The organism is Pseudomonas sp. SZ40 (assembly GCF_052958135.1).
Genome location: NZ_JBQWIF010000017.1, coordinates 46696 through 71806 on the forward strand (window position 1 = coordinate 46696; position 25111 = coordinate 71806).

At 62.9% G+C, this 25111-nt stretch carries 18 protein-coding genes; 12 read left to right on the forward strand and 6 right to left on the reverse strand.

Annotated features, from left to right (window positions below):
- Positions 1-133: 133 nt before the first annotated feature.
- Entirely contained in the window at positions 134-2059 is a 1926-nt protein-coding gene (locus ACT9T4_RS14900; RefSeq protein ID WP_499117692.1) for a transglycosylase SLT domain-containing protein, read from the reverse strand.
- A gap of 386 nt (positions 2060-2445) precedes the next feature.
- Here ACT9T4_RS14900 and ACT9T4_RS14905 point away from each other — a divergent pair, with 386 nt between their 5' ends.
- Positions 2446-4371, forward strand: a complete 1926-nt coding sequence (locus tag ACT9T4_RS14905) for an ATP-binding cassette domain-containing protein (RefSeq protein WP_042555590.1) — start codon at positions 2446-2448, stop codon at positions 4369-4371.
- 226 nt (positions 4372-4597) lie between these two features.
- On the opposite strand, the gene ACT9T4_RS14910 is transcribed toward ACT9T4_RS14905, so the two are convergent.
- Complete coding sequence (locus tag ACT9T4_RS14910; RefSeq protein WP_042555591.1) at positions 4598-5041, reverse strand: universal stress protein; 444 nt, start codon at positions 5039-5041, stop codon at positions 4598-4600.
- A gap of 88 nt (positions 5042-5129) precedes the next feature.
- Here ACT9T4_RS14910 and ACT9T4_RS14915 point away from each other — a divergent pair, with 88 nt between their 5' ends.
- Positions 5130-5567, forward strand: coding sequence for a hypothetical protein (locus tag ACT9T4_RS14915; protein WP_179538587.1), 438 nt, complete (start codon positions 5130-5132; stop codon positions 5565-5567).
- A gap of 20 nt (positions 5568-5587) precedes the next feature.
- Here ACT9T4_RS14915 and ACT9T4_RS14920 read toward each other — a convergent pair whose 3' ends face one another.
- Positions 5588-6418: a hypothetical protein gene (locus ACT9T4_RS14920; RefSeq protein ID WP_499117695.1), complete on the reverse strand. Its 831-nt coding sequence runs from the start codon at positions 6416-6418 to the stop codon at positions 5588-5590.
- Positions 6419-6851: 433 nt separating this feature from the next.
- Here ACT9T4_RS14920 and fadB point away from each other — a divergent pair, with 433 nt between their 5' ends.
- From fadB to ACT9T4_RS14950, 6 genes are all read left to right on the forward strand, one after another.
- On the forward strand, positions 6852-8999 hold the full coding sequence (gene fadB, locus ACT9T4_RS14925) for a fatty acid oxidation complex subunit alpha FadB (protein ID WP_042555594.1): 2148 nt from the start codon (positions 6852-6854) through the stop codon (positions 8997-8999).
- A gap of 30 nt (positions 9000-9029) precedes the next feature.
- The gene (gene fadA, locus ACT9T4_RS14930; protein WP_042555595.1) at positions 9030-10205 is read left to right on the forward strand and encodes an acetyl-CoA C-acyltransferase FadA; all 1176 of its coding nucleotides are present in this window, start codon (positions 9030-9032) and stop codon (positions 10203-10205) included.
- Between the two features lie 150 nt (positions 10206-10355).
- Positions 10356-10592, forward strand: coding sequence for a DUF1653 domain-containing protein (locus ACT9T4_RS14935; RefSeq protein WP_042555817.1), 237 nt, complete (start codon positions 10356-10358; stop codon positions 10590-10592).
- Positions 10593-10859: 267 nt separating this feature from the next.
- Positions 10860-13466, forward strand: coding sequence for a type I DNA topoisomerase (gene topA / locus ACT9T4_RS14940; protein WP_179538584.1), 2607 nt, complete (start codon positions 10860-10862; stop codon positions 13464-13466).
- Positions 13467-13520: 54 nt separating this feature from the next.
- Positions 13521-14042 (forward strand): DUF6586 family protein, encoded by a 522-nt coding sequence (locus ACT9T4_RS14945; protein WP_499117698.1) that lies wholly within the window; start codon positions 13521-13523, stop codon positions 14040-14042.
- Between the two features lie 112 nt (positions 14043-14154).
- On the forward strand, positions 14155-14391 hold the full coding sequence (locus tag ACT9T4_RS14950) for a hypothetical protein (RefSeq protein WP_042555598.1): 237 nt from the start codon (positions 14155-14157) through the stop codon (positions 14389-14391).
- A gap of 83 nt (positions 14392-14474) precedes the next feature.
- Here ACT9T4_RS14950 and sulA read toward each other — a convergent pair whose 3' ends face one another.
- Both sulA and lexA read right to left on the reverse strand, forming a co-directional pair.
- A complete protein-coding gene (gene sulA, locus ACT9T4_RS14955; RefSeq protein WP_499117701.1) occupies positions 14475-14933 on the reverse strand; it encodes an SOS-induced cell division inhibitor SulA in 459 nt (152 codons plus the stop codon).
- A gap of 10 nt (positions 14934-14943) precedes the next feature.
- Entirely contained in the window at positions 14944-15555 is a 612-nt protein-coding gene (gene lexA / locus ACT9T4_RS14960) for a transcriptional repressor LexA (protein WP_042555600.1), read from the reverse strand.
- A gap of 263 nt (positions 15556-15818) precedes the next feature.
- On the opposite strand from lexA, the gene ACT9T4_RS14965 reads away from it, so the two are divergent.
- On the forward strand, positions 15819-16523 hold the full coding sequence (locus tag ACT9T4_RS14965) for a TetR/AcrR family transcriptional regulator (protein WP_042555601.1): 705 nt from the start codon (positions 15819-15821) through the stop codon (positions 16521-16523).
- 310 nt (positions 16524-16833) lie between these two features.
- On the forward strand, positions 16834-17832 hold the full coding sequence (gene nagZ, locus ACT9T4_RS14970) for a beta-N-acetylhexosaminidase (RefSeq protein WP_499117741.1): 999 nt from the start codon (positions 16834-16836) through the stop codon (positions 17830-17832).
- A 541-nt stretch (positions 17833-18373) separates the two neighbouring features.
- Here the strand turns inward: nagZ and mfd are convergent.
- Positions 18374-21817: a transcription-repair coupling factor gene (gene mfd / locus ACT9T4_RS14975; protein WP_042555603.1), complete on the reverse strand. Its 3444-nt coding sequence runs from the start codon at positions 21815-21817 to the stop codon at positions 18374-18376.
- Positions 21818-21969: 152 nt separating this feature from the next.
- On the opposite strand from mfd, the gene ACT9T4_RS14980 reads away from it, so the two are divergent.
- Complete coding sequence (locus tag ACT9T4_RS14980) at positions 21970-23418, forward strand: glyceraldehyde-3-phosphate dehydrogenase (RefSeq protein ID WP_042555604.1); 1449 nt, start codon at positions 21970-21972, stop codon at positions 23416-23418.
- Positions 23419-23770: 352 nt separating this feature from the next.
- Positions 23771-25108 carry a Na(+)-translocating NADH-quinone reductase subunit A gene (locus ACT9T4_RS14985; protein WP_179538583.1) on the forward strand — a complete coding sequence of 446 codons (1338 nt, stop codon included), beginning with the start codon at positions 23771-23773 and terminating at the stop codon, positions 25106-25108.
- Positions 25109-25111 lie beyond the last annotated feature (3 nt).

A 25111-nucleotide genomic window follows, 5' to 3' on the forward strand; every position in this document is an offset into this window, starting at 1 on the left:
TGAGGCATTCACCCCTGATGTAGCCTGGGTCGAGCGCAGCGAAACCCGGGAGGGTGCCCTGGGTATCGCTGCGCTTAACCCAAGCCCCGGCGGCGGGGCCACTGCGCGCTCTTTCTTGCCGCTTGCCGCCGCTTTATTGGTCGAAATAACGCTCGTGCCAGCCTACCAGCGGCTGCGGCGCGTTGAGTTTGTCGCCGTAGATCACCGCATAGGACAGCACGTTCTGCACGTACTGGCGGGTTTCATTGAACGGGATGTTTTCGACCCATACGTCGTAGGACAGGTGGTTGGCGCCGCGCAGCCATTGGCGAACACGGCCTGGGCCGGCGTTGTAAGCGGCCGAGGCCAGCACGCGGTTGCCGTTGAACTGGCCGTAGATCTGGCTCAGGTAGGCGGCGCCCAGCTGGATGTTGACGCTCGGCAGCAGGGCGTTGTTGGGGTTGCTCAGGGGAATGCCGTACTTCTTGGCGGTCTCCTTGGCGGTGGCGGGCATGACCTGCATCAGGCCCATGGCGCCGGCGTGGGATTTGGCGTCGGCCATGAAGCCGCTTTCCTGGCGGGTGATGGCGAACACCCAGCTGGAATGCAGGCCGCGTTTCTTCGCTTCGGCGGTCAGCGGCTCGCGATGCGCCATCGGGAAGCGCACGTCGAGGTCATCCCAGTACTTGGCCTGGCTGATGGTGCGAATGGCCGGGAAGTACCACTCCATGTCGTAGGCCAGGCGTGCCTGGGCGACCAGTTCGTCGCGGTCGAAATGACGGCTGGCGTGATACCACTCGCGGCGGCCGTCGACGATCTGGCCACGGTCATGGAATTCCATGGCACGGCGAATGCCGGGGGCGTTGCGGACCTTCTTGATCACTGCGGCGCTGAGCGGCAGCGGCGCGTTTTTCAGGTAGTAGGGTTCCTTGACCTGGTCGGCAGCCATGAAGCCATAGAAGTCGCGCTCCTTGGCCAGTTCGTGGAACAGCGGCTGAGCGGCCTTGCCGTTGGGTTGCGCCAACTGCAGGCTGCGCGCCTGCCAGTAACGCCAGCGGTTGGTGCTGATCAGGGAGTCGGGCATGCGGCTGATCAGTTTGTAGGCGTCGTCCCAGCGACCCAGGCGCAGCAGCAGGCGCGCGCGCCACTCGCTGACGGTGTCGTCACGCAGGTTGGGGTCGTACTTGGCCATCACGTCGAGGGCACGCGGGTCGAAGCGGCGTGCCAGGGTCAGGCCGATCTCGTTGGCGATGGCCACCTTCTCCTGCTCGGAGAAGCGCATGCGCTGGGAATAGCCTTCGAGCAGGCTCAGGGCCTGTTCCGGGTCCTGGCGAGCGAGGCGGCGCAGGCCCAGGCTGACCACGTCGCCCATGGCGTCGTCGGCCGGCATGAAACGTGCGGTCTGGGTGAGTATCTGCGGCTTCTGGCCGACTTCCACGAGGAGCTTGCCGTGGTTGCTGAGCGTCGGCAGGTCCTTGCTCAGAAAGGTGGCCAGGCTGTAGTTGCGCGCTTCGGTAGCCAGCTTGGTACGTTGCCAGCGGCGCTGTTCGGTCAGTTGCCCTTCGGCGGCCCAGCGGTCGAACAGGCGATCGCAGGCTTCCGGTTGCGACTTGCCGACCAGCCACAGCTTTTCGGCGCTGGCGTAGCCTTCGGCGGTTTCGCCCTGATTGAGCTGGCGCTGGCCGTTGAGGCAGTCCAGTTCGGTGAAATTGAGGGTCGGATCGTAGTACTTGGCGAAGGTCTGCCATTCGCCACGCTCGGCCAGCCAGCGCAACCAGCGCAGCTTCATCCAGTTGGCCTGAGGCAGGTCGCCATGGGCCGCGAGAAAGGCCTCGATCTCGTCGTTGCTGGCCCATTTCAGGCGCGCAGTGAGCTCGTCGTACGCCAAGTAGGGCGTCAGCGGGTAGTCACGCAAGGCGCTGGCATAGCGCTGATAGGGGCCCTTGTCGCCCTTGGCGAGGGCTGCTTTGGCCTCGTCGTAGTACTGGCGTTGCTGGGGCAGGCTGGCTGCCTGGCTCAGGGTTGCCGTGGTGGCGCAAAGGATCAGGCAGGACAGCAGACTGGGCAAACGACAGCGCATGGCACTTCCGGGGGATCATCTCGTGAGCGGGCGCGATCTGGCTGAATGCCGGTCGCTCGATGCGCCCTTGGGGCGGTTGCCGTTCTACAGGCGATCACGGCAGTGCCGGGCGCGGTGACGACAACGGGCGTTAGCTTAGCCTTTTGCCCGCTTGGCGCGAAAGGGCCGTTGCAGTCTGGCGCATGTCTGTTTATGTCACGTCGACGGTCGGCACGCACGGCCTCACAGACGCCGAGGGTCTTCTCGGTTAGAATACGCGCCCGGTTTTTGGCTGGCGCATGCGCCGGCCAGATCAGTTTTCGTGGTGGTCGGCCACGCGACGAGCCCATTGGCTGCGTTCGCACACCCTTTCGCCCATCACCCCAGCGTATTGTCGAGGCAACTCCATGACCCTGCTCAAGTTCACCGATGTATCCCTGGCCTTTGGCGCCATGCCGCTGCTGGACAAGGTGTCTTGGCAGATCGCCCGGGGCGAGCGGGTGTGCATCATCGGTCGCAATGGCACCGGCAAGTCCAGCATGCTCAAGCTGGTCAAGGGTGACCAGAAGCCCGATGACGGTGCCGTGTGGCGCGCGCCGGGTCTGAAGATCGGCGAGTTGCCCCAGGAATTGCCGGTGGCCGACGGGCGTACCGTGTTCGACGTCGTCGCCCAGGGGCTCGACGGCGTGGGCGAGTTGCTCGCTCAGTACCACCACCTGGCACAGAACTGCGTCACCGAAGAGGACCTGAACAAGCTGATGCACGTTCAGCAGGACCTCGAAGCCCGTGATGGCTGGCGCCTGCAGCAACTGGTCGACAGCACCCTGAGCCGTCTGCAGTTGCCTGCCGACAAGACCCTTGCCCAGCTGTCCGGTGGCTGGCGCCGCCGCGTGCTGTTGGCCCAGGCGCTGGTCAGCGAGCCGGATCTGCTGCTGCTCGACGAGCCGACCAACCACCTGGACATCGGCGCGATCGCCTGGCTGGAAGAAGCCCTCAAGGATTTCCAGGGCGCCGTGCTGTTCATCACCCACGACCGTTCCTTCCTGCAGAACCTGGCCACGCGCATTCTCGAACTGGATCGCGGCGGCCTGATCGACTGGAATGGCGATTACGCCAGCTTCCTGGTGCACAAGGAGGCCGCGCTGGCCGCCGAGGAAACCGCCAACGCGCTGTTCGACAAGCGCCTGGCCCAGGAAGAGGTATGGATCCGTCAGGGCATCAAGGCCCGACGTACCCGTAACGAAGGCCGTGTGCGCGCTCTCAAGGCCCTGCGCGTGGAGCGCAGCGAGCGTCGCGAGCGCACCGGCAAGGCCAACATTCAGCTCGACACCGCGGAGAAATCCGGCAAGCAGGTGATGGTGCTGGAGAACGTCAGCTTCGCGCACCCGGGCGGGCCGTTCCTGATTCGCGATTTCTCCATGGTGCTGCAGCGCGGCGACCGTATCGGCCTGCTGGGCGCCAACGGCACCGGCAAGACCACCCTGTTGAAACTGATGCTCAATGGTCTGCAGCCGACCAGCGGCACGGTGGAAGAGGGCACCAAGATCGATGTCGCCTACTTCGATCAGTTGCGCCACCAACTGGACCTGGAAAAGACCGTCATCGACAACGTCGCCGAAGGCCGTGACTTCATCGAGATCGACGGGCAGAACCGCCACGTGCTCAGCTACCTCGGCGACTTCCTGTTCAGCCCGCAGCGTGCCCGTACGCCGGTCAAGGCGCTGTCCGGTGGCGAGCGTGCGCGTCTGCTGCTGGCCAAGCTGTTCAGCAAGCCGGCCAACCTGCTGGTCCTCGATGAGCCGACCAACGACCTCGACGTGGAGACCCTCGAACTGCTCGAGGAAGTGCTGCTGACCTTCAAGGGCACCGTGCTGATGGTCAGCCACGACCGGGCCTTCCTCGACAACGTGGTCACCAGCACGCTGGTCTTCGAAGGCGAGGGCAAGGTGCGCGAGTACGTCGGTGGTTATCAGGACTGGCTGCGCCAGGGTGGTTCGCCGCGCCTGCTGGGCGTTGGCGAGACCAAATCGGGCAAGGCCGAGCTGGGTTCCGCAGTGGTCGAGGCGCCTGTCGCCGCACCCGTTGCCGCCCCGGTGGAAAGCGCGCCGGCAGCCAAGAAGAAACTCAGCTACAAGCATCAGCGTGAGCTGGACGCCATGCCCGAGCAGATCGATGCTGCAGAGCAGAAGATCGCCGAGCTGGAAGGGCAGATCGCCGATCCTGCGTTCTATCAGCAGTCGGCAGAGCACACCGCTGCGGTGCTGGCGCAGTTGCAGGCGCAGCAGGAAGAGCTGGACCGTCTGGTGGAGCGCTGGGCTGAACTGGAAGGCTGACAATCGTCACAGGGTGGTTGGGACTTACCGCTGCCCTGTGAGGTAAGTCGATTGCAAAACGTCAGGCCTTTGTCTGGCCAGCAAGAACATGTTCGGTGTCGTTGCAGGAGCCGTGACCCTGCGGCGATCGCTGGCCATCACGCCACTGGTGTGATGGCCAGCCATTGCATCGCGCCGGGGGCGACGCTCCTACGCGGGTTTCTGCCTTTTACTCAGCGAGTAGCGGTCAGGCCGACGGCTTTTTCAGGCTGACGGCCAGTACGTCGCAGGGCGCGCCGTGCAGCACGTCATTGGCGGTCGAGCCGAGCAGCAGGGCCAGGCCGTGACGGCCATGGCTGCCGACGATGATCAGGTCGCAGTGCTGTTCGGAAGCCAGGCGGTGGATTTCCTGGCGCGGCTGGCCGTAAGCCAGGTGGCGGCTTTCGGTGCCGAGCTGCGGGTGTTTGAGGGCGAAGGCGTCGAGGCGCTCCTTGGCCTGTTCGAACTGCTGTTGCTGCAGCATCGACAGGTCCATCGGTACGTCGCCACCAAAGGCCATGGCCATGGGTTCGACGATGTGCACCACGGACAGTTTCGCCTGGGTGCTGCTGGCCAGGGCCTGGGCGCGCTTCATTACCGGATCGCACTCCTCGGTCAGATCGACGGCGACCAGAATGTGCTGGTAGGACATGAGATTGTCTCCTTACAAGGGTGACCAATGATTTCAAGTGTGGCTGATTTGAGCATTTACCACAGGTTGCACGGTCGAGATAGAAATTATGACGGGTTGGATCGTTGTCGCACTACTGGTAGTCGCTCTTAGCCCCCTGGTCTGGCTGGTGCCGTCGCGGCGTCAGCGCGGCCAGATGGACGTTCGCATGGAGGCGCGACGCATGGGCCTGGCCATGCAGCTGGCCCGGGAAGAATGGCCGTACTGGATGACCAGTGCGCCGCCGAGCCCCTGCCCGCAATACCACCATCCGCGGCCTCGCGGGCGGCAGGACAGCTGGTGCTACTGGCAGAAAGAGCCGGGCCTGTGGGTGAACAAATGGCAGGAGCCCTGCGCGGACAGGCCGCTTGCCGAGCAACTCGCCACGCTGCCGGGGGATGTCTACAAGGCCGAAGTAACCCCGCAGATGATCGCCTTGTTCTGGGGTGAGCGGGCGCGCCCCGAATCGTTGCAGGCTGTTGCGACTTTTCTCAAAACCCAGGCTTGAGGGTTGCTCATCAAGGGCTGTCATGACGGCTCGCTCACCTGGTCTTGCCGGGCGTAAAGCTCGGTAACCTCCATCAGCCCGCGGATGATGCTGTCCGAGTACTTGTTGACCAGAAACGGCACGCTCTTTTCGTTGTAGTTGCGCAGCGACTTCTCGATGTAGCGCCATTTGGTCGTCACCGCGTCGAGCGCCGTATCGATCCGTGCATCGTTGCCCGGCCGGTTGCGTAGTGCAGTCAGGCGGCTGGAAAAGTCAGTCACCTGATCCTCGATGGGCCGCTCGCTGCTGTCCCCGGAAAAACTCGCGCCTATCGATGCACTGCGTGCCGCGTAGCTCACGGCGATGCCTTGCATCAGCAGGCTGAGCTCTCGGGTGCTGGCGGTCTGCTCGGAGATCGCGCCGGGGTCCGTGCGCTGCTGGGCTTCGTACAGGGCCTGGCTGGTCGCCAGCACCTGGCGGTTGCGCGCGGCCATGTCGGCCACCGGCTGCAGGTCGGTATAACCCTGCTTCGCCAGGGCGGCCATCAGCTCGCTCAGATCCCGGTCATAGGCCTGCCATTGCTGCTGCAATTGGGCATGCAGGCGCGCTGCGCCAACGTCGGGGATGCCAGCCAGCGTGCTCAGTTGTTCACTGGCCTCCCGGCGGGATTCATCGATCATCCGCGCATAGCGCTGATCACCTTCCATACTGTTGTACATGTAGAAGTCGCCCAGGCTTTTCTGCGCAGCCAGGTGCAGGCGCAGCAGATGTTGCAGGTAGGGCGAGGTCTGCGCGGCAGCGGCCAGACCAGGCAGGAGCAGAAGGGTGGCGAGCAGGGTGTGCAGAGAGATGGCGCGCAGGCGTGAATGCATGCTGGAACCTCGGTGACGACATGTCGTTATTGTTGTTTTTGTCATTCGGTGGCAGCCGAATCGCGCGACTCTACCTGCGGCCTGAAATTTTGGCTAGCGGCGGATCGAGGTGCGGGCATGTCTACCGAATGATGCGTTATCGACGCCATTGATCTGCTTTTCGCCGCAGCCTCGATCGATCACCTTGAGCAGGTAGTGCGCACTGCAAGTGGCTACAGAACGCCAATTGACAATTCACGGCTTTTCCGTGAATGTGTGCTCACCCAAATCAAACGGGCGTATGAATTGAGCGTTTGCCGTTTTGGCAGTGCCCAATCCAGTCCGATATCGCATCGGTGGGTAGCGGAATTTCGGCTACGGTGTCTTGTGGCGTGAGTCTGTGGATTGACTCCGGTGTGTACTGTTCAGATTCCCTAAGCGTGGAGATCAGTTGATGATTTACGAAGGTAAAGCCATCACGGTTAAGGCTCTTGAAAGCGGCATCGTCGAACTCAAGTTCGATCTCAAGGGTGAGTCCGTCAACAAGTTCAATCGTCTGACCCTGAGCGAGCTCCGTCAGTCCGTCGACGCGATCAAGGCCGACGCCTCGATCAAAGGCGTGATCGTCAGCAGCGGCAAGGACGTGTTCATCGTCGGTGCCGACATCACCGAGTTCGTCGACAACTTCAAGCTGCCGGAAGAGCAACTGGTCTCCGGTAACCTGGAAGCCAACAGGATCTTCAGTGATTTCGAAGACCTGGCAGTGCCCACCGTCGTCGCCATCAACGGCATCGCCCTGGGTGGCGGCCTGGAAATGTGTCTGGCCGCCGACTACCGGATCATGGCCGAAGGCGCCAAGATCGGTCTGCCCGAGGTCAAGTTGGGGATCTACCCAGGCTTCGGTGGCACCGTGCGCCTGCCGCGCCTGATCGGTACCGACAACGCCGTCGAGTGGATCGCCTCCGGCAAGGAAAACCGTGCCGATGAAGCCCTCAAGGTCGGTGCGGTGGACGCCGTGGTCAGCGCTGACAAGCTGCAGGCCGGTGCCCTGGACCTGATCAAGCGCGCGATTTCCGGTGAGCTGGATTACAAGGCCAAGCGTCAGCCCAAGCTGGAAAAGCTCAAGCTCAACGCCATCGAGCAGATGATGGCCTTCGAAACCGCCAAGGGTTTCGTCGCAGGCCAGGCCGGCCCGAACTACCCGGCACCGGTCGAAGCGATCAAGACCATTCAGAAAGCCGCCAACTTCGGCCGTGACAAGGCGCTGGAAGTCGAAGCCGCCGGTTTCGCCAAGCTGGCCAAGACCTCGGTCGCGGAAAGCCTGATCGGCCTGTTCCTCAACGATCAGGAACTGAAGAAGAAAGCCAAGGCCCACGACGCCATCGCTCAGGACGTGAAACTGGCCGCTGTGCTGGGTGCCGGCATCATGGGCGGCGGCATCGCCTACCAGTCGGCGTCCAAAGGCACGCCGATCCTGATGAAGGATATCCGCGAAGAGGGTATCAAGATGGGCCTGGGCGAGGCCTCCAAGCTGCTCGGCAAGCGCGTCGAGAAGGGTCGCATGACCACCGCGCAGATGGCCGAATCGCTGAGCGCCATTCGCCCGACCATGTCCTATGGCGACTTCGGCCATGTCGACATAGTTGTCGAAGCCGTGGTCGAGAACCCCAAGGTCAAGCAGGCCGTGCTGGCCGAGGTCGAGGCGGCGGTCAAGGAGGACACCATTCTGGCCTCCAACACCTCGACCATTTCCATCAGCTTGCTGGCCAAGGCCCTCAAGCGCCCGGAAAACTTCGTCGGCATGCACTTCTTCAATCCGGTGCACATGATGCCCCTGGTCGAAGTCATCCGCGGTGAGAAGTCCAGCGAGAAGGCGGTTGCCACCACCGTGGCGTACGCCAAGAAGATGGGCAAGAACCCGATCGTGGTCAACGATTGTCCGGGCTTCCTGGTCAACCGCGTGCTGTTCCCGTACTTCGGCGGCTTCTCCAAGCTGCTCAGCTTCGGTATCGACTTCGCACGTATCGACAAGGTCATGGAGAAGTTCGGCTGGCCCATGGGCCCGGCCTATCTGTCCGACGTGGTCGGCATCGATACCGGCCACCACGGCCGTGACGTGATGGCCGAAGGCTTCCCGGATCGCATGGCGGTAGAAGGCCGCACCGCGGTCGACGTGATGTACGAAGCCAACCGCCTGGGCCAGAAGAACGGCAAGGGCTTCTACGCCTACGAGACCGACAAGCGCGGCAAGCCGAAGAAGGTCACCGACCCCGAGGCTTACGAGCTGCTCAAGTCGATCGTGGTCGAGCAGCGCGAGCTGAGCGACGAGGACATCATCAACACCATGATGATCCCGCTCTGTCTGGAAACCGTGCGCTGCCTGGAAGACGGTATCGTCGAAACGGCTGCCGAGGCCGACATGGGCCTGATCTACGGCATCGGTTTCCCACCGTTCCGCGGTGGTGCGCTGCGCTACATCGACAGTGTCGGGGTAGCCGAATTCGTGGCCCTGGCCGACAAGTACGCCGATCTGGGCGCGCTGTATCAGCCGACCGAGAAACTGCGTGAAATGGCCAAAAACGGCCAGACCTTCTTTGGTTAATCGCGCAACGATTGGAGCGAGAGTGAATTTATGAGCCTGAATCCAAGAGATGCAGTCATCGTCGACTTCGGCCGTACCCCAATGGGGCGTTCCAAGGGCGGCATGCACCGTAATACCCGTGCCGAGACCCTGTCCGCGCAACTGATCAGCAAACTGCTGGAACGCAACGACAAGGTCGATCCCAAGGAAGTCGAAGACGTCATCTGGGGTTGCGTCAACCAGACCCTGGAGCAGGGCTGGAACATCGCGCGCATGGCGTCGCTGATGACCCAGATCCCGCACACCAGTGCCGGGCAGACCGTCAGCCGCCTGTGCGGTTCGTCGATGAGCGCGCTGCACACCGCCGTGCAGGCGATCCAGACCGGTAACGGTGATGTGTTCGTGGTCGGCGGCGTGGAGCACATGGGCCACGTCGGCATGATGCACGGCGTCGACCCCAACCCGCACCTGTCGCTGTACGCTGCCAAGGCCTCCGGCATGATGGGCCTGACCGCCGAGATGCTGGGCAAGATGCACGGCATCACCCGTGAAGCTCAGGACAAGTTCGGCGTGCGTTCGCACCAGCTGGCCCACAAGGCCACTGTCGAAGGCAAGTTCAAGGACGAGATCATCCCGCTGCAGGGTTACGACGAAAACGGCTTCCTCAAGGTCTTCGACTACGACGAAACCATTCGTCCCGAAACCACCCTGGAAAGCCTGGCCAACCTCAAGCCTGCGTTCAATCCCAAGGGCGGCACCGTCACGGCGGGTACCTCCTCGCAGATCACCGATGGCGCTTCCTGCATGATCGTCATGTCCGCCCAGCGTGCTCAGGATCTCGGCATCCAGCCAATGGCAGTGGTTCGCGCCATGGCCGTGGCCGGTGTCGATCCGGCGATCATGGGTTACGGTCCGGTACCGTCCACCCAGAAGGCGCTCAAGCGCGCCGGCCTGACCATCGACGACATCGATTTCGTCGAGCTCAACGAAGCCTTCGCTGCCCAGGCCCTGCCCGTGCTGAAGGACCTCAAACTGCTCGACAAGATGGAAGAGAAGGTCAACCTGCACGGCGGCGCCATCGCTCTGGGTCACCCGTTCGGTTGTTCCGGGGCGCGTATCTCCGGTACCCTGCTGAACGTGATGAAGCAGAACAACGGTACCTTCGGCGTGGCGACCATGTGCGTCGGCCTGGGCCAGGGTATCACCACGGTGTTCGAGCGCATCTGACGTTTAGGTGGTTGCACAACCGGGGCTTCTGCCCCGGTTTTTGTTTTTTGGTCCTGCGCCCAGGATGCAGGTCATTGCGGTTCGGTTCGCTGCCTGAAATGCAGCCCGAGCCTTTTTATCGAACGAAAAATATTTCCAGGAAATTGAATGATGTCGCTGCAGCCCGGTCTCTACCGTCACTACAAAGGTCCCGAGTACCGTGTACTGGGTGTGGCCCGGCATTCCGAGACGGAAGAGGACGTGGTCGTCTACCAGGCGCTGTACGGCGAATACGGCCTGTGGGTACGCCCGTTGGAGATGTTCCAGGGCGAGGTCGAACTGGACGGCAAGCGGGTTCCGCGCTTTGCTTTTATCGAGGGCGAACCGAGCGTTTTGCGTCGTCCCTGAGGCGGCGGCAAAAAACACTCGCCCTTGACCTCGGCTTGACCGCCACTATATATAGCGGGGCCAAAGCAGGTCGCAGGGCACTCGTGGTCCGTTGGATGACGACAGGATCGATGTGGTACAAGCGGCAGCGCCACGTTTTTTCGGTGTTCGCTCTGTCGAGCGGACGCTTTCATCGTCGATGCAGCGTGCGTCGAACCGAGACACCCAATAGTTCTTTCAGGCGCTAGCCCGCCTTTCAATTACCGAATTTCAGGAATTTTCCAATCCATGGGTAAATCGCTGGTCATCGTGGAATCCCCGGCCAAGGCCAAGACCATCAACAAGTATCTGGGCAGCCAGTACGTGGTGAAGTCGAGCATCGGCCACATCCGCGACCTCCCCACCAGTGGCGGGGCGGCAGCCAAAGAGCCTGCCAAGCGCGGCAAGGCTGCAGCTGGCGAAACGCCGGCCCTGTCGCCCAAGGAAAAGGCCAAGCGTCAGCTGTTCAACCGCATGGGCGTCGATCCCGAGCACGGCTGGAAGGCCAAGTACGAGATCCTGCCCGGCAAGGAAAAGGTGGTCGAGGAACTGCGTCGCCTGGCCAAGGAAGCCGACACCATCTATCTCGCGACCGACTTGGATAGAGAGGGGGAGGCGATCGCCTGGCACCTGCGCGAGTCCATCGGTGGCGACGACAGCCGCTACAAGCGCGTGGTGTTCAACGAAATCACCAAGAAGGCCATCCAGGAGGCGTTCTCCGCCCCGGGCGAGCTGGATATCAATCGGGTCAATGCCCAGCAGGCGCGCCGCTTCCTCGATCGCGTGGTGGGCTACATGGTTTCGCCGCTGCTGTGGGCGAAGATCGCCCGTGGCCTGTCCGCCGGCCGGGTGCAGTCCGTTGCCGTGAAGCTGGTGGTCGAGCGTGAGAAGGAAATCCGCGCGTTCGTCCCTGAAGAATACTGGGAAGTGCACGCCGACCTGGGCACCGCCAAGGGTGCCAACGTGCGCTTCGAAGTGGCCCGCGAGAACGGTGCGGCCTTCAAGCCGCTCAACGAAGCCCAGGCCATGGCAGCGCTGGCGACCCTCAAGGCGTCGAGCTACAGCATCGCCAAGCGTGAGGACAAACCGACCAGCAGCAAGCCGTCGGCACCGTTCATCACCTCCACGCTGCAGCAGGCCGCGAGCACGCGCCTCGGTTTCGGTGTGAAGAAGACCATGATGATGGCCCAGCGTCTCTACGAGGCGGGCTACATCACTTACATGCGTACCGACTCCACCAACCTGTCGGCCGATGCCATCGAAATGGTGCGCGGCTTCATCGATGGGGAGTACGGCAAGAAATACCTCCCGGAGAAGCCCAACGTCTACTCCAGCAAGGAGGGCGCCCAGGAGGCGCACGAAGCGATTCGTCCTTCCGACGTCAATCTGCGGCCGACCCAGCTGTCCGGCATGGAGCGCGATGCCGAGCGCCTGTACGAGCTGATCTGGCGCCAGTTCGTTGCCTGCCAGATGCTGCCGGCCGAATACCTGTCGACCACCGTCACCGTCACTGCCGCCCAGTTCGAGCTGCGTGCCAAGGGCCGTATTCTCAAGTTCGACGGTTACACCCGCGCATTGCCGCAAATCAGCAAGCCGGGCGACGACGCCGTGCTGCCGGAAATGAAAGAGGGCGAGGCGCTCAAGCTGATCAAGCTCGACCCCAGCCAGCACTTCACCAAGCCGCCGGCACGCTACTCGGAAGCCAGCCTGGTCAAGGAAATGGAGAAGCGCGGGATCGGTCGTCCGTCCACCTACGCAGCGATCATTTCCACCATTCAGGATCGTGGCTACGTGGCGTTGCACAACCGCCGCTTCTATTCGGAAAAAATGGGCGACATCGTCACCGAGCGCCTTTCCGAGAGCTTCTCCGACCTGATGGACTACGGCTTCACCGCCGGCATGGAAGAGAACCTCGATGACGTGGCCCAGGGCGAGCGAGAGTGGAAGCACTTGCTCGACGAGTTCTACGGCGACTTCAAGAAGAAGCTCGAAGTGGCCGCCGATGGCGACAATGGCATGCGTGCCAACACGCCAACGCTGACCGATATCGCGTGCCGCGATTGTGGCCGGCCGATGATGATCCGTACCGCCTCCACCGGCGTGTTCCTCGGCTGCTCGGGCTATGCCCTGCCACCGAAGGAGCGCTGCAAGGCCACCGTCAACCTGGTGCCCGGTGACGAGATCGCCGCGGATGACGAGGGCGAGTCCGAGTCCCGTGTACTGCTTGGCAAGCACCGCTGCCCGATCTGTGCGACGGCCATGGATGCCTATCTGCTGGACGAAACGCGCAAACTGCACATCTGCGGCAACAACCCGGACTGCGCCGGTTATGAGATCGAGCAGGGCCAGTTCCGCATCAAGGGCTACGAAGGGCCGAGCCTGGAGTGCGACAAGTGCGGCAGCCAGATGCAGCTCAAGACCGGGCGCTTCGGCAAGTTCTTCGGCTGCACCAACAGCGAGTGCAAGAACACCCGCAAGCTGCTGCGCAGCGGCGAGCCCGCGCCACCCAAGATGGATGCGGTGAAGATGCCGGAGCTCAAGTGCGAGAAGGTCGATGACACCTACGTGCTGCGTGATGGCGCCTCGGGCTTGTTCCTGGCTGCCAGCCAGTTCCCGAAAAACCGCGAGACCCGTGCACCGCTAGTGCTCGAACTGATCCCGCACAAGGACGAGATCGATCCGAAGTACCACTTCCTGATCGATGCGCCGGCCAAGGATCCTGAAGGTCGCGCTGCGGTCATCCGTTACAGCCGCAAGACCAAGGAGCAGTACGTACAGACCGAAGTGGACGGCAAGCCCACCGGCTGGAAGGCGTTCTTCGACGGCGGCAAGTGGAAGGTCGAAGACAAGCGTTGATCCGCGCCAGGCACGCTCTCGTGGAGCGTGCCTGAGGCTATCTGGAGAGTGCATATGGCTGGCGAACTGTATACCCGCACCAATCAGAAGATTTTCTACGCCGGGCTCTCTCTGGAGTCCTGGCGCAAGGCCGAAGAGGGCCGGGCGATGAATGCCCAGGCGCTGGTGCAGGCCGAGCGAGAGGCCACGCTGTTTCACCTGTATGGGGCGCTATTGGGCCTCTGCCACGAGATCGCCGGCTTCTATCGCTTGCCGAACAGCGGTGCCGCGCGGGCCGAGCTGCTGCTGGATCGCCACAACCTGGCGGCTGCACCGACCCCGGAGCTTGCCGAACTGGTGGAGCTGTCCGAGAACGCGCACACCTGGCTCGGCCAGTTGCTGGCGGCCCATGCGCAACTGTTCAAGCCACCGCGTCCACCACGTGAGGCCAAGGCCGATCCTGGCGCTACATCGCTGATCGAAGCGGTGAGCCTGGATGAGGAGTTGCCGGTTCTCGAGCGGGAAACCCTGGAGAGCTGGCGGCAGGAGCTCAAGGCGCTGGCGCAGCGTTTTCGCGTCGGCCTCAGCGAATGGTAAGCGTGTCGCTTGCCGTTGATTGAAAGCCCGTTCAGCACCTGGCGGTTTTTTCGCCAAGCGATCGAGCGGAGCGGCTGCTACAATGCGCGGCCTTTCGTGGAGAATCCGAGTTATGCCTACTTCCTTCCTTGAAATCGTCGAACTGCCCGATGGGCGTATTGCCCTGCGTCGAGCCGATGATGAGGAAGCACTGGTGGTGCTGGACTTCTCCGAAGATGCCAAGGCCTTTCTCCAGGGCCAGCATGTGGAAGTCGCCAAGGCGATGCTCAATGTCGGCGTGCAAATGGCCGGCAGAATGGCAGAGGGCGATTTCGAGCAGGAAGACGAGCAGCCTCGCGTCCTGCACTGATTCGGTTTTCTACCCGCGCCCCTCGAGGGAGAGCAGGTAGAAAAGCGAGGCTTCAGTTGTGATCATTTCTCTTTAACTGCGGATCAGCCCAGGCTGATGTTCAGGCTTTGCGCCTGACCGAGGCGTGCTGCCGATTCCAGTTGCTGGCGCGCGTGCTGGGGCAGGGGATGCAACCAGCTCACTACCGTATGGCTACGGCCAAGCTTCAAGGCTTCCTGAGCCAGCAGCAGGGCGCTCTGGCTGTTGCGCGGGTGCAACAGCAGAATCCGTTCACGGTTCAGGCCTGCATCGCGCAGCCAGCTCTGGGTCAGGCTGGCCGGTGGGGCGATCAGGGTCAGCCAGCGTTCGTCGTCCTTCTCGCTCAGTTCCCGCAGCATGGGAGCCAGCAGTGTCAGACAGTTACCCGCAGCACCTCTCAGCGACACCTCGCTGAACGTGGTTTCCTGGGCTACCGGTTCGGGCTCGACCACTGCGAGGGTCGAGGCCAGAAAGGCATCGAACAGCGGAAGTTGGGTACGGCTCAGTGACTGAGGGAACTGCATAAAGCCTCCATTAGCGGCGTATGACGCCGACACTCAAGCCTTCGATGATCAGCTCCTGTTCTTCCAGGTTCACTTCGATCGGGGCGAATTCTGGGTTCTCGGCCAGCAACCAGACGGTGTTGCCTTCACGCTTGAAGCGCTTGACCGTTACCTCGTCATCGATGCGCGCGACCACGACCTGGCCGTTGCGTGCTTCGCTGGTGGTGTGTACGGCAAGCAGGTCACCGTCGACGATGCCGATGTCCTTCATGCTCATGCCGCGCACTCGCAGCAGGTAATCGGCCTTGGGGCGGAAGAAGTCCGGGTTGATCCGGCAGGCTTCCTCTATATGCTGTTGAGCGAGGATCGGCGCACCGGCAGCGACCCGACCGATCACCGGCAGTCCTTCTTCCTCGACCTGATTGGGCTCGAAGCCAGGAATGCGGATGCCGCGAGAGGCGCCCGGGGTCATCTCGATCGCGCCTTTGCGTGCAAGGGCCTTGAGGTGTTCCTCGGCGGCGTTCGGCGACTTGAAACCGAGCGCCTGGGCGATCTCTGCACGAGTCGGCGGGTAGCCATTGTCTTCCAGGCATTGCTTGATGAAGGCGAGGATTTCGGCTTGGCGGGGCGTCAGCTTGATCATGTGGGCGGCTCTGTCTTTTTATACAGTGACTGGGATTATATACAGTAAGCGGCGCTTGGCAATCCATTGATGTGCGTTGCGCCTGTGTTATCCGCCAGGCGGCGTTCCGGGCTATGCTCAGCGTGCCTTTGTGCAAACCCGGCCGGGATGGCCGCGACGCTATCGCCAAATGATGACTGAGCATCCAGAATACGGCCTGCGCGACTTGACAGGCGTGCGCGCTGAAACGTATGTTTCAAACACTTGTTTGTCGGATGGATGTCATGGCGCAATCGGAAACCGTTGAACGCATTCTGGATGCCGCGGAACAATTGTTCGCGGAGAAGGGGTTCGCCGAGACGTCGTTGCGCCTGATCACCAGCAAGGCTGGGGTCAATCTGGCCGCCGTCAATTACCACTTCGGCTCGAAGAAGGCCCTGATCCAGGCGGTCTTCTCGCGTTTTCTCGGGCCATTCTGCGCGAGCCTCGAGCGTGAACTCGACAAGCGCCAGAGCAAGCCCGGAGTGACCTTCAGCCTCGAGGAACTGCTCGAGTTGCTGGTCGAGCAGACCCTGGCGGTGAAGCCGCGCAGTGGCAACGACCTGTCCATCTTCATGCGCCTGCTTGGCCTGGCTTTCAGTCAGAGCCAGGGGCATCTGCGCAAATACCTCGAAGAAGTCTACGGCAAGGTGTTCCGCCGCTACATGCTGCTGGTGCACGAGGCCGCGCCTGGCATTCCCCCGCTGGAACTGTTCTGGCGTGTGCATTTCATGCTCGGCGCCGCGGCGTTCAGCATGTCCGGTATCAAGGCGCTGCGCGCCATGGCCGAAAGCGACTTCGGCGTGGATACCTCCATCGAGCAGGTCATGCGCCTGATGGTGCCGTTTCTCGCCGCGGGCATGCGCTCCGAAAGTGGCGTGACCGACGAGCGTCTGGCCGCCGCGCAGATCATCCCGCGCAGCAAGGGCCCGGCCATCACCAAGGCCTGATCGCCTTGCCCGGCTTGCCGGTGGCTTGTCGCTGCCCCTAAGCTAGCGCCCCTGTCAGTCGCTGCTTCCTGCATCGCCCAGGTTCGGGCGAGCGTTTGCCAATCGCTGTGCCTGCTCGCTCGCCGAATACGGAACCTGTGCGTGCGATGCGGTCCCATGGCTGTTCCTGCATGTATGCAGGCAGAACCGCAGAGCTGCTGCAAGACTTTCCCTGGTGCCCGCTCGAGGCGTGGCGCTGATCGATGAAGCGCCTCGCTCCGGTCGAGCGGGGCGGCCACTCAATTAAGGATTACCCGTTGTGAGTACCCCCCTGTATGGCTCCCTGATGGTGGATATCGCCGGCACCTGGCTGACTGCCGAAGACCGGCAGTTGCTGCGCCAGCCGGAAGTCGGCGGCCTGATCATCTTCGCCCGCAATATCGAGAACCCGCGTCAGGTGCGTGAGCTGTCGCAGGCCATTCGTGCCGTGCGCCCGGATCTGTTGCTCGCCGTGGATCAGGAGGGCGGCCGCGTGCAGCGTCTGCGTGAAGGCTTCGTGCGTCTGCCAGCGATGCGCGCCATTGCGGGCTGCGCCGATGCGCAGAATCTGGCGCGACAGTGCGGCTGGCTGATGGCGACCGAAGTCCTGGCAGTGGGCCTGGACCTGAGTTTCGCGCCGGTGCTGGACCTCGATCACCAGCGCAGTGCGGTGGTCGGCCACCGAGCCTTCGAGGGCGACCCCGAGCGTGCCACCCAGTTGGCTGGGGCGTTCATTCGCGGCATGGCGGAGGCAGGCATGGCGGCGACCGGCAAGCACTTCCCCGGTCATGGCTGGGCGGAAGCCGACTCCCATGTGGCGATTCCAACCGACGAGCGCAGTCTGGATGAAATCCGTCAGACCGACCTGCGACCCTTCGCGGCCCTGAGCCGTGACCTGGCGGCAGTGATGCCGGCCCATGTCATCTACCCGCAGGTCGACAGTCAGCCTGCTGGCTTCTCGCGCCGCTGGCTGCAGGACATCCTGCGCGGCGAGCTGGGTTTCGAGGGGGTGATTTTCAGCGATGATCTGTCGATGGCTGGCGCCCATGTAGTTGGCGACGCCGCCAGCCGCATCGAGGCGGCCCTGACGGCCGGTTGCGACATGGGGCTGGTGTGCAACGACCGTGCAGCTGCAGAGCTCGCGCTGTCGGCAGCCCAGCGCCTGGGTGTGGTTGCGCCCAAAGGCCTGGCCGGCATGCGCCGTCGCGCCTTCCCCGGCACCGACTATCGCCAGGACCCGCGCTGGGCTCAGGCGTTGTCGGCATTGCGGGCAGCGCAGTTGGTGGAGTGAGCGCAAAGCCGGTATGGGTGGTGATATGGCCAGTTGGTGGGCTGAAACCCACCCTACAGCTCTAAGGATCGCAGCGGATCAATGTGGGAGCGGGCCTGGCGCGCCGCTACTCTCGATGCTTGCCGGAATCTGAGGTGGTGGCGGGGCAGTTGGTGGGCTGAAGCCCACCCTACAGCTCTAAGGCTCGCAGCGGATCAATGTGGGAGCGGGCCGTGCCCGGGATTCGCGCCTGGCTCGCTGCCACTCTCGGTGCTTGCCGGGATCTGAGGTGGTGGCGGGGCAGTTGGTGGGCTGAAGCCCACCCTACAGCTCTAAGGCTCGCAGCGGTTCATTGTGGGAGCGGGCCATGCCCGCGATTCGCGCGCCTGGCGCGCTGCCACTCTCGGTGGCTGAGGTGGCGGCGGGGCTGATGTGTAGGGTGGGCTTTAGCCCACCAATCGAGTGTCGAAGCTGGTATAGGCCGTTTTACCAAGCCTCGGTCATCCCTTCGCTCGATACTGGCCACAAGCGATCAGGGCCGCTTGTGCGGCCCTGATCGTTTTCAGTCCTTCACCGTCGCCAGCAGGCGTTCGAGCAAGGCTTCCAGCGTGTTGAAGCGTTCTTCCGCCCGCTCCATGGGGATGGAGAAGCGGAACAGCGTGGCGCCTTCGAACTTGTAGCGGTTCGGCGCGCTCTGGATCAGCTTGATCAGCGTCAGCGGATCGACCGGGGTTTCCGCTGCGAACTCGATGCGCCCACCCTGCGGCCCGGCATCGATCTTCTTGATGCCCAGGCGCTCGGCCTGCAGCTTGAGCAGGGTCAGGCGCACCAGATGCTTGGCCGGCTCGGGGAGCAGGCCGAAGCGGTCGATCATTTCCACCTGCAGTTCTTTGAGGCCGTCCTCGTCGGTGGCGTTGGCGATGCGTTTGTAGAGGATCAGGCGGGCGTGCACGTCCGGCAGGTAGTCCTCGGGGATCAGTGCCGGCACGCGCAGGTTGATTTCCGGCCCGCCGCCCAGCGGTTGGTCGAGGTTGGGCTGCTCGCCCTTGCGGATCGACTTGACCGCGCGCTCGAGCATTTCCATGTACAGGGTGAAGCCCACGGCCTGGATCTGCCCGCTCTGGCCGTCGCCGAGCAGTTCGCCCGCGCCGCGGATTTCCAGGTCGTGGGTGGCGAGCACGAAGCCGGCACCGAGGTCCTGGGCATTGGCGATGGCTTCGAGGCGTTTCTGCGCGTCGTCGGTCATTTGCTTGCGCGGTGGCGTCAGCAGGTAGGCATAGGCCTGGTGGTGGCTGCGCCCGACGCGGCCGCGTAGCTGGTGCAGCTGAGCCAGGCCGAATTTGTCGGCGCGCTCGATGATGATGGTGTTGGCGCTGGGCACGTCGATGCCCGTCTCGATGATGGTCGAGGCGATCAGTACGTTGAAGCGCTTGTGGTAGAAATCGCCCATCACCTGTTCCAGCTCGCGCTCGTGCATCTGCCCATGGCCGATGCCGATGCGCGCTTCAGGCACCAGGGCGGCCAGATCCGCGGCGCACTTCTCGATGCTCTTCACGTCGTTGTGCAGGTAGTACACCTGGCCACCGCGCAGCAGTTCGCGCAGCAGCGCCTCCTTGATCGTCGGGTTGTTCTGCTCCATGACGAAGGTGCGCACCGAAAGGCGGCGGGCAGGCGGCGTGGCGATGATCGACAGGTCGCGCATGCCGGAGACGGCCATGTTCAGGGTGCGCGGAATCGGCGTGGCGGTGAGGGTGAGGATGTCCACCTCGCTGCGCAGCGCCTTGAGGACTTCCTTCTGGCGTACCCCGAAGCGGTGTTCTTCGTCGATGATCACCAGGCCCAGGTTCTTGATCTTGACGTCATCCTGCAGCAGCTTGTGGGTGCCGATGATGATGTCGATCTTGCCGTCGGCGAGCTGCTCGATCGCCGCGTTGACTTCCTTGGCGCTCTTGAAGCGGCTCATCACCTCGACGGTTACCGGCCAGTCGGCGAAGCGGTCGCGGAAGCTGTTGTAGTGCTGCTGGGCGAGCAGGGTAGTGGGCACCAGAATCGCGACCTGGCGACCGCCGTGTACGGCGATGAAGGCCGCGCGCATGGCCACTTCGGTCTTGCCGAAGCCGACGTCGCCGCACACCAGGCGATCCATCGGTTTGGGGGCGAGCATGTCGTCGCGTACCGCCTCGATGGCGCTCTGCTGGTCCGGCGTCTCTTCGAACGGGAAGCCAGCGCTGAAGGTTTCGTAGTCCGCCTTGGGGTCGTTGAAGGCATAGCCTTCGCGGGCGGCGCGACGGGCATAGATGTCGAGCAGCTCGGCGGCGACGTCGCGGACCTGCTCGGCGGCCTTGCGCTTGGCCTTCTGCCAGACTTCCGAGCCGAGGCGGTGCAGCGGCGCCAGGGCATCGTCGCTGCCGGTGTAGCGGGCGATCAGGTGCAGGCTGGCGACCGGCACGTAGAGCTTGGCTTCCTCGGCGTACATCAGGGCGAGGAACTCCGCGGCCTGACCATCGAACTCCATCGTCACCAGGCCCAGGTAACGGCCCACGCCATGATCGATATGCACCACCGGCGCGCCTTCGCGCAGCTCGGTAAGGTTCTTGATGACGTTGTCGCCGCCGTCGCGGGTCTTTTCACGACGCCGGCGCTGCATGACGCGTTGGCCGAACAGCGGACTTTCCGCGATCAGCGCGATGTTTTCGAGCTGCAGACCTTCGTCGAGTGGCGCGATGGTGATGCCCAGGCGCTCCTTGCTCGCGCAGAACTGCGGCCAGCCATCGACTTCCTTGGGTTTGAGCTTCAGGCGCGCCAGCAGCTCCAGCAGCACTTCACGGCGCCCGGCGGATTCCGCGCAGAACAGCACGCGGCCCGGGTATTCCTCGATGAAGCGGCGCAGCGCGGCCAGCGGCTCGCTGGTTTTCGCCTGGATCGCCAGATCGGGCAGGGCGCTGGCTTCGAAACGCGTGCGGCCGACGCCCGGCTCGATGTCGTCGGCGCTGACGACCACGCGCGGCCAGTCCTTCAGGCGTGCGAAGCAGTCCTCGACCGGCAGGAAGATATCCGCCGGTGGCAACAGCGGACGCTCCGGATCGACGCGGCGTTCGTCATAGCGGTTGCGCGCGTCGGCCCAGAACTGCTCGGCGGCCTTTTCGATGCCGGGCAGCGAGAACACCTGGGTGTCCTGGGGCAGGTAGTCGAAGAGGGTGGCGGTTTCTTCGAAGAACAGCGGCAGGTAGTACTCGATACCGGCCGGGGTAATGCCGGTGGAGAGATCCTGGTAGATCGGGCAGCGCCTGAAGTCGACGTCGAAGCGCTCGCGAAAGCGCCCGCGGAAATCGGTGACGGCCTTCTTCTCGAGCGGGAATTCGCGTGCCGGCAGCAGCTTGATCGACTCGACCTTGTCGATGGAGCGCTGGGTCTCCGGGTCGAAGGTGCGCAGGGTTTCGATCTCGTCATCGAACAGGTCGATGCGGAACGGCAACTTGCTGCCCATGGGGAACAGGTCGATCAGCGCGCCACGCACGGCGAATTCACCGTGCTCATAGACGGTATCCACGCAGCGGTAGCCGGAGGCTTCCAGGCGCAAGCGCATGTCGTTGACGTCGATGCGCTGGCCGACGTCCAGCACCAGGCTGCTACCGAGCAGAAAGCGCGTTGGTGCCAGGCGATGCAGTGCCGTGGTGATGGGCACAACCAGTACGCCGTGCTTGAGTTCGGGCAGGCGATACAGCGCCGAGATGCGCTGGGAGATGATGTCCTGATGCGGCGAGAACAGGTCGTAGGGCAGGGTTTCCCAGTCGGGGAAATGCAGCACCGGCAACTCCGGCGCGAAGAAGCTCAGTTCCTGCTCCAGGCGCTCGGCACTCTGGCTATCGGCGGTGAGCAGCAGGGTGAAGCGCTTCGCAGCGCTGGCCGCTTCGGCAATGGCCAGGCTCAGCGCGGCACCGGGCAGGTTGCCCCAGTGTTGTTTACCGGCGGTGGCCGGCAAGGACGGCAGACGCAGTACAGGCACAGGTGGCTCGCGATTGGTAACGATTTGGCCCCCGATTGTAACTATCCGCGAGGATGGCTGTCAGTGTTTCGACCGCTGCAGATTGCCGACCAATGTGTGTGTCGTCATAATGTAGCCCCTTTTTTCAGCCCCTACATGTGGAAGGTATTGCCGTGACTCAGAAGCCCGACCAGTGTCTTGGTGAATGGATTGACCGTGAAGCCCTCGCCGAGGCGATGATTCCGCTGATTGGTCAGCTATACCGCAACAACAATGTGGTGCTGTCGATCCATGGCCGCAGCCTGATCAACCGTTCGGTCATCGAGATCCTCAAGGCGCATCGCTTCGCTCGCCACCGTCAGGCTGACGAGAATGGCCTGGCCGTCCATGATACTTACGCCGTACTCAAGGCCATGAGCGAGCTCAAGCTGGGTGCAGCTTCCGTCGACCTGGGCAAGATGGTCGGCAAGTTCAAGGCCGAAGGCCAGGGCCGCAGCATCGAGCAGTTCGTCCGTGACGAGCTCGCCGACGTGGCAAACCAGCAGAACGCCTCGCCGCGCAAAGGCACCGACGTTGTCCTGTATGGCTTCGGTCGTATCGGCCGTCTGCTGGCCCGCATTCTGATCGAGCACACCGGTGGTGGCGACGGCCTGCGTCTGCGCGCCATCGTCGTGCGCAAGGGCGCCGAGAATGACCTGGTCAAGCGCGCCAGCCTGCTGCGCCGCGACTCGGTGCATGGCAAGTTCGATGGCACCATCACCATCGACGAAGAAAACAGCACCCTGACCGCCAACGGCAACCTGATCCAGGTGATCTACGCCAAGGATCCGTCGGCCATCGACTACACCCAGTACGGCATCAAGGATGCGCTGCTCGTCGACAACACCGGCGTATGGCGTGATGCCGAGGGCCTCGGCCAGCACCTCAAGTGCCCAGGTGTCGATCGCGTCGTGCTGACCGCTCCGGGCAAGGGCGCTCTGAAGAACATCGTGCATGGCATCAACCACGGCGAAATCACCGCTGATGACAAGATCGTCTCGGCCGCTTCGTGCACCACCAACGCCATCGTGCCGGTGCTCAAGGCCGTCAACGACAAGTACGGCATCGTCAATGGCCACGTCGAAACCGTTCACTCGTACACCAACGACCAGAACCTGATCGACAACTTCCATAAAGGCAGCCGTCGTGGTCGTAGTGCCGCGCTGAACATGGTCATCACCGAAACCGGCGCGGCCACCGCTGCTGCCAAGGCGCTGCCGGTTCTCAAGGGCAAGCTGACCGGTAATGCGATCCGCGTTCCGACGCCGAACGTGTCCATGGCGATTCTCAACCTGAACCTCGAGAAGGCCACCAGTCGCGAAGAAATCAACGAGTACCTGCGCCAGATGGCCATGCACTCCGACCTGCAGAAACAGATCGATTTCGTCAGCTCCCAGGAAGTGGTGTCCACCGACTTCGTCGGCTCGCGCCACGCCGGTGTGGTCGATGCCGAAGCCACCATCGCCAACGACAACCGTGTCGTGCTCTACGTCTGGTACGACAACGAGTTCGGCTACAGCTGCCAGGTGGTTCGCGTGATGGAAGACATGGCAGGCGTCAACCCACCTGCATTCCCGCGCTGATCACGGCGACCCGCAGCACGAGATAGGAGCCTTCGGGCTCCTATTTTTTTTGCCTGCTGTTTTGTCCGTGTCACTGCTGTCTTTGATGCCGGGAGGAGGGCGGTGCGGCGTTATGTCGCCGGTCGCCGAGCTCGTCGGCGTTAATTTCCTGTTGCGTTCTGTAACGGAAATCCGAAAAAAGCCAACCGCTTGGGTGGCGTCAGGTTGTCGCACAACTTTATAATCCCGGAGATTTCTTACCTGCGCTCAACATCTCCCGCGGCAATAGTGATATTGGCGTGCGTCCTGCCTTTTGGCTGACGTTTCGTTGAGTGCGTATCAAAAATTTTAAGCTCAGTGGTTAGGCAGACCTATGATCAAAATAAAACGTGGGCTGGATTTGCCCATAACAGGCGCGCCGGCTCAGCAGATCGAAGCATCGAGGCCGGTGCGCAGCGTCGCTGTCATAGGCTTCGATTATCACGGTATGAAACCCACCATGGCAGTTCAGGTGGGTGACCGGGTCAAGCTGGGTCAGATTCTTTTCTCCGACAAACGATCCGAGGGGATCCAGTACACGGCTCCAGGCGCTGGCATCGTCAGCGCGATTCACCGTGGCGAGAAGCGGGTGCTGCAATCGGTGGTCATCGATCTCGATGGCGACGAGCAGGAAACCTTCGCGCAATTTCCCGACGCCCAGTTGAGCAGCCTCGACGCTGCACAGGTTCGCGAGAATCTGCAGCAGTCGGGCCTGTGGACGGCGTTGCGCACGCGGCCATTCAGCAAGGTACCGGCCATCGATGCCGTACCGAGCTCGATCTTCGTCAGCGCCATCGATACCCACCCGTTGGCGGCCGACCCTGCGCCGATCATCGCCGAGCACGCGGCCGATTTCGAGAGCGGTCTCAAGGTGCTGGCTCGTCTGGGCCAGGTATTCCTGTGCAAGGGCCCGGATGTGAACCTTCCGGGCGAACAGGCCGAGGGTGTTCGCAGCCAGGCTTTCGCCGGCCCGCACCCGGCCGGTCTGGCGGGCACCCATATCCATTTCCTCGATCCGGTCAGCGCCAGCAAGAGCGTCTGGACGATCAACTATCAGGACGTGATTGCTGTCGGCAAACTGTTCACCACCGGTCGGCTGTGGGTCGAACGCGTGGTCGCCCTGGCCGGCCCGGTCGTCGAGCGGCCACGTCTGCTGCGTACCCGTCTGGGTGCCAACCTCGATGAGCTGACTGCCGGTGAGCTCGCCACGGGCGAGAATCGGATCATTTCCGGCTCCGTGCTGGGGGGGCGTACGTCCCGGGGTTCCTGTTCCTACCTGGGTCGCTACCACCTGCAGGTGTCTTGCCTGGCCGAGGGCAGCGAGCGCGAGTTGATGCATTACCTGCGCGCAGGGGTGAACAAACACTCGGTCCTCAATATCTTCGTGTCCAAGCTCAACGCCGCAAAGCGGTTCGCGTTCTCGACCACCACCAATGGCAGCCCGCGCGCCATGGTGCCGGTCGGCAACTACGAAGAGGTGATGCCGCTGGACATCCTGCCGACGCAACTGCTGCGTTCGCTGATCGTCGGCGATACCGAGATGGCCCAGCAGCTTGGCTGCCTGGAGCTCGACGAGGAAGACCTGGCGCTGTGCACTTACGTGTGTGCCGGCAAATACGAATACGGTCCGATCCTGCGGGATAGTCTGGCCCTCATCGAGAAGGAGGGTTGACCC

Excerpts from the sequence above, each read along its gene's own strand:
- ACT9T4_RS14900 (WP_499117692.1), bottom strand. The coding sequence starts at position 2,059 with ATGCGCTGTCGTTTGCCCAGTCTGCTGTCCTGCCTGATCCTTTGCGCC.
- ACT9T4_RS14905 (WP_042555590.1), top strand. The coding sequence starts at position 2,446 with ATGACCCTGCTCAAGTTCACCGATGTATCCCTGGCCTTTGGCGCCATG.
- ACT9T4_RS14910 (WP_042555591.1), bottom strand. The coding sequence starts at position 5,041 with ATGTCCTACCAGCACATTCTGGTCGCCGTCGATCTGACCGAGGAGTGC.
- ACT9T4_RS14915 (WP_179538587.1), top strand. The coding sequence starts at position 5,130 with ATGACGGGTTGGATCGTTGTCGCACTACTGGTAGTCGCTCTTAGCCCC.
- ACT9T4_RS14920 (WP_499117695.1), bottom strand. The coding sequence starts at position 6,418 with ATGCATTCACGCCTGCGCGCCATCTCTCTGCACACCCTGCTCGCCACC.
- fadB (WP_042555594.1), top strand. The coding sequence starts at position 6,852 with ATGATTTACGAAGGTAAAGCCATCACGGTTAAGGCTCTTGAAAGCGGC.
- fadA (WP_042555595.1), top strand. The coding sequence starts at position 9,030 with ATGAGCCTGAATCCAAGAGATGCAGTCATCGTCGACTTCGGCCGTACC.
- ACT9T4_RS14935 (WP_042555817.1), top strand. The coding sequence starts at position 10,356 with ATGTCGCTGCAGCCCGGTCTCTACCGTCACTACAAAGGTCCCGAGTAC.
- topA (WP_179538584.1), top strand. The coding sequence starts at position 10,860 with ATGGGTAAATCGCTGGTCATCGTGGAATCCCCGGCCAAGGCCAAGACC.
- ACT9T4_RS14945 (WP_499117698.1), top strand. The coding sequence starts at position 13,521 with ATGGCTGGCGAACTGTATACCCGCACCAATCAGAAGATTTTCTACGCC.
- ACT9T4_RS14950 (WP_042555598.1), top strand. The coding sequence starts at position 14,155 with ATGCCTACTTCCTTCCTTGAAATCGTCGAACTGCCCGATGGGCGTATT.
- sulA (WP_499117701.1), bottom strand. The coding sequence starts at position 14,933 with ATGCAGTTCCCTCAGTCACTGAGCCGTACCCAACTTCCGCTGTTCGAT.
- lexA (WP_042555600.1), bottom strand. The coding sequence starts at position 15,555 with ATGATCAAGCTGACGCCCCGCCAAGCCGAAATCCTCGCCTTCATCAAG.
- ACT9T4_RS14965 (WP_042555601.1), top strand. The coding sequence starts at position 15,819 with ATGGCGCAATCGGAAACCGTTGAACGCATTCTGGATGCCGCGGAACAA.
- ACT9T4_RS14985 (WP_179538583.1), top strand. The coding sequence starts at position 23,771 with ATGATCAAAATAAAACGTGGGCTGGATTTGCCCATAACAGGCGCGCCG.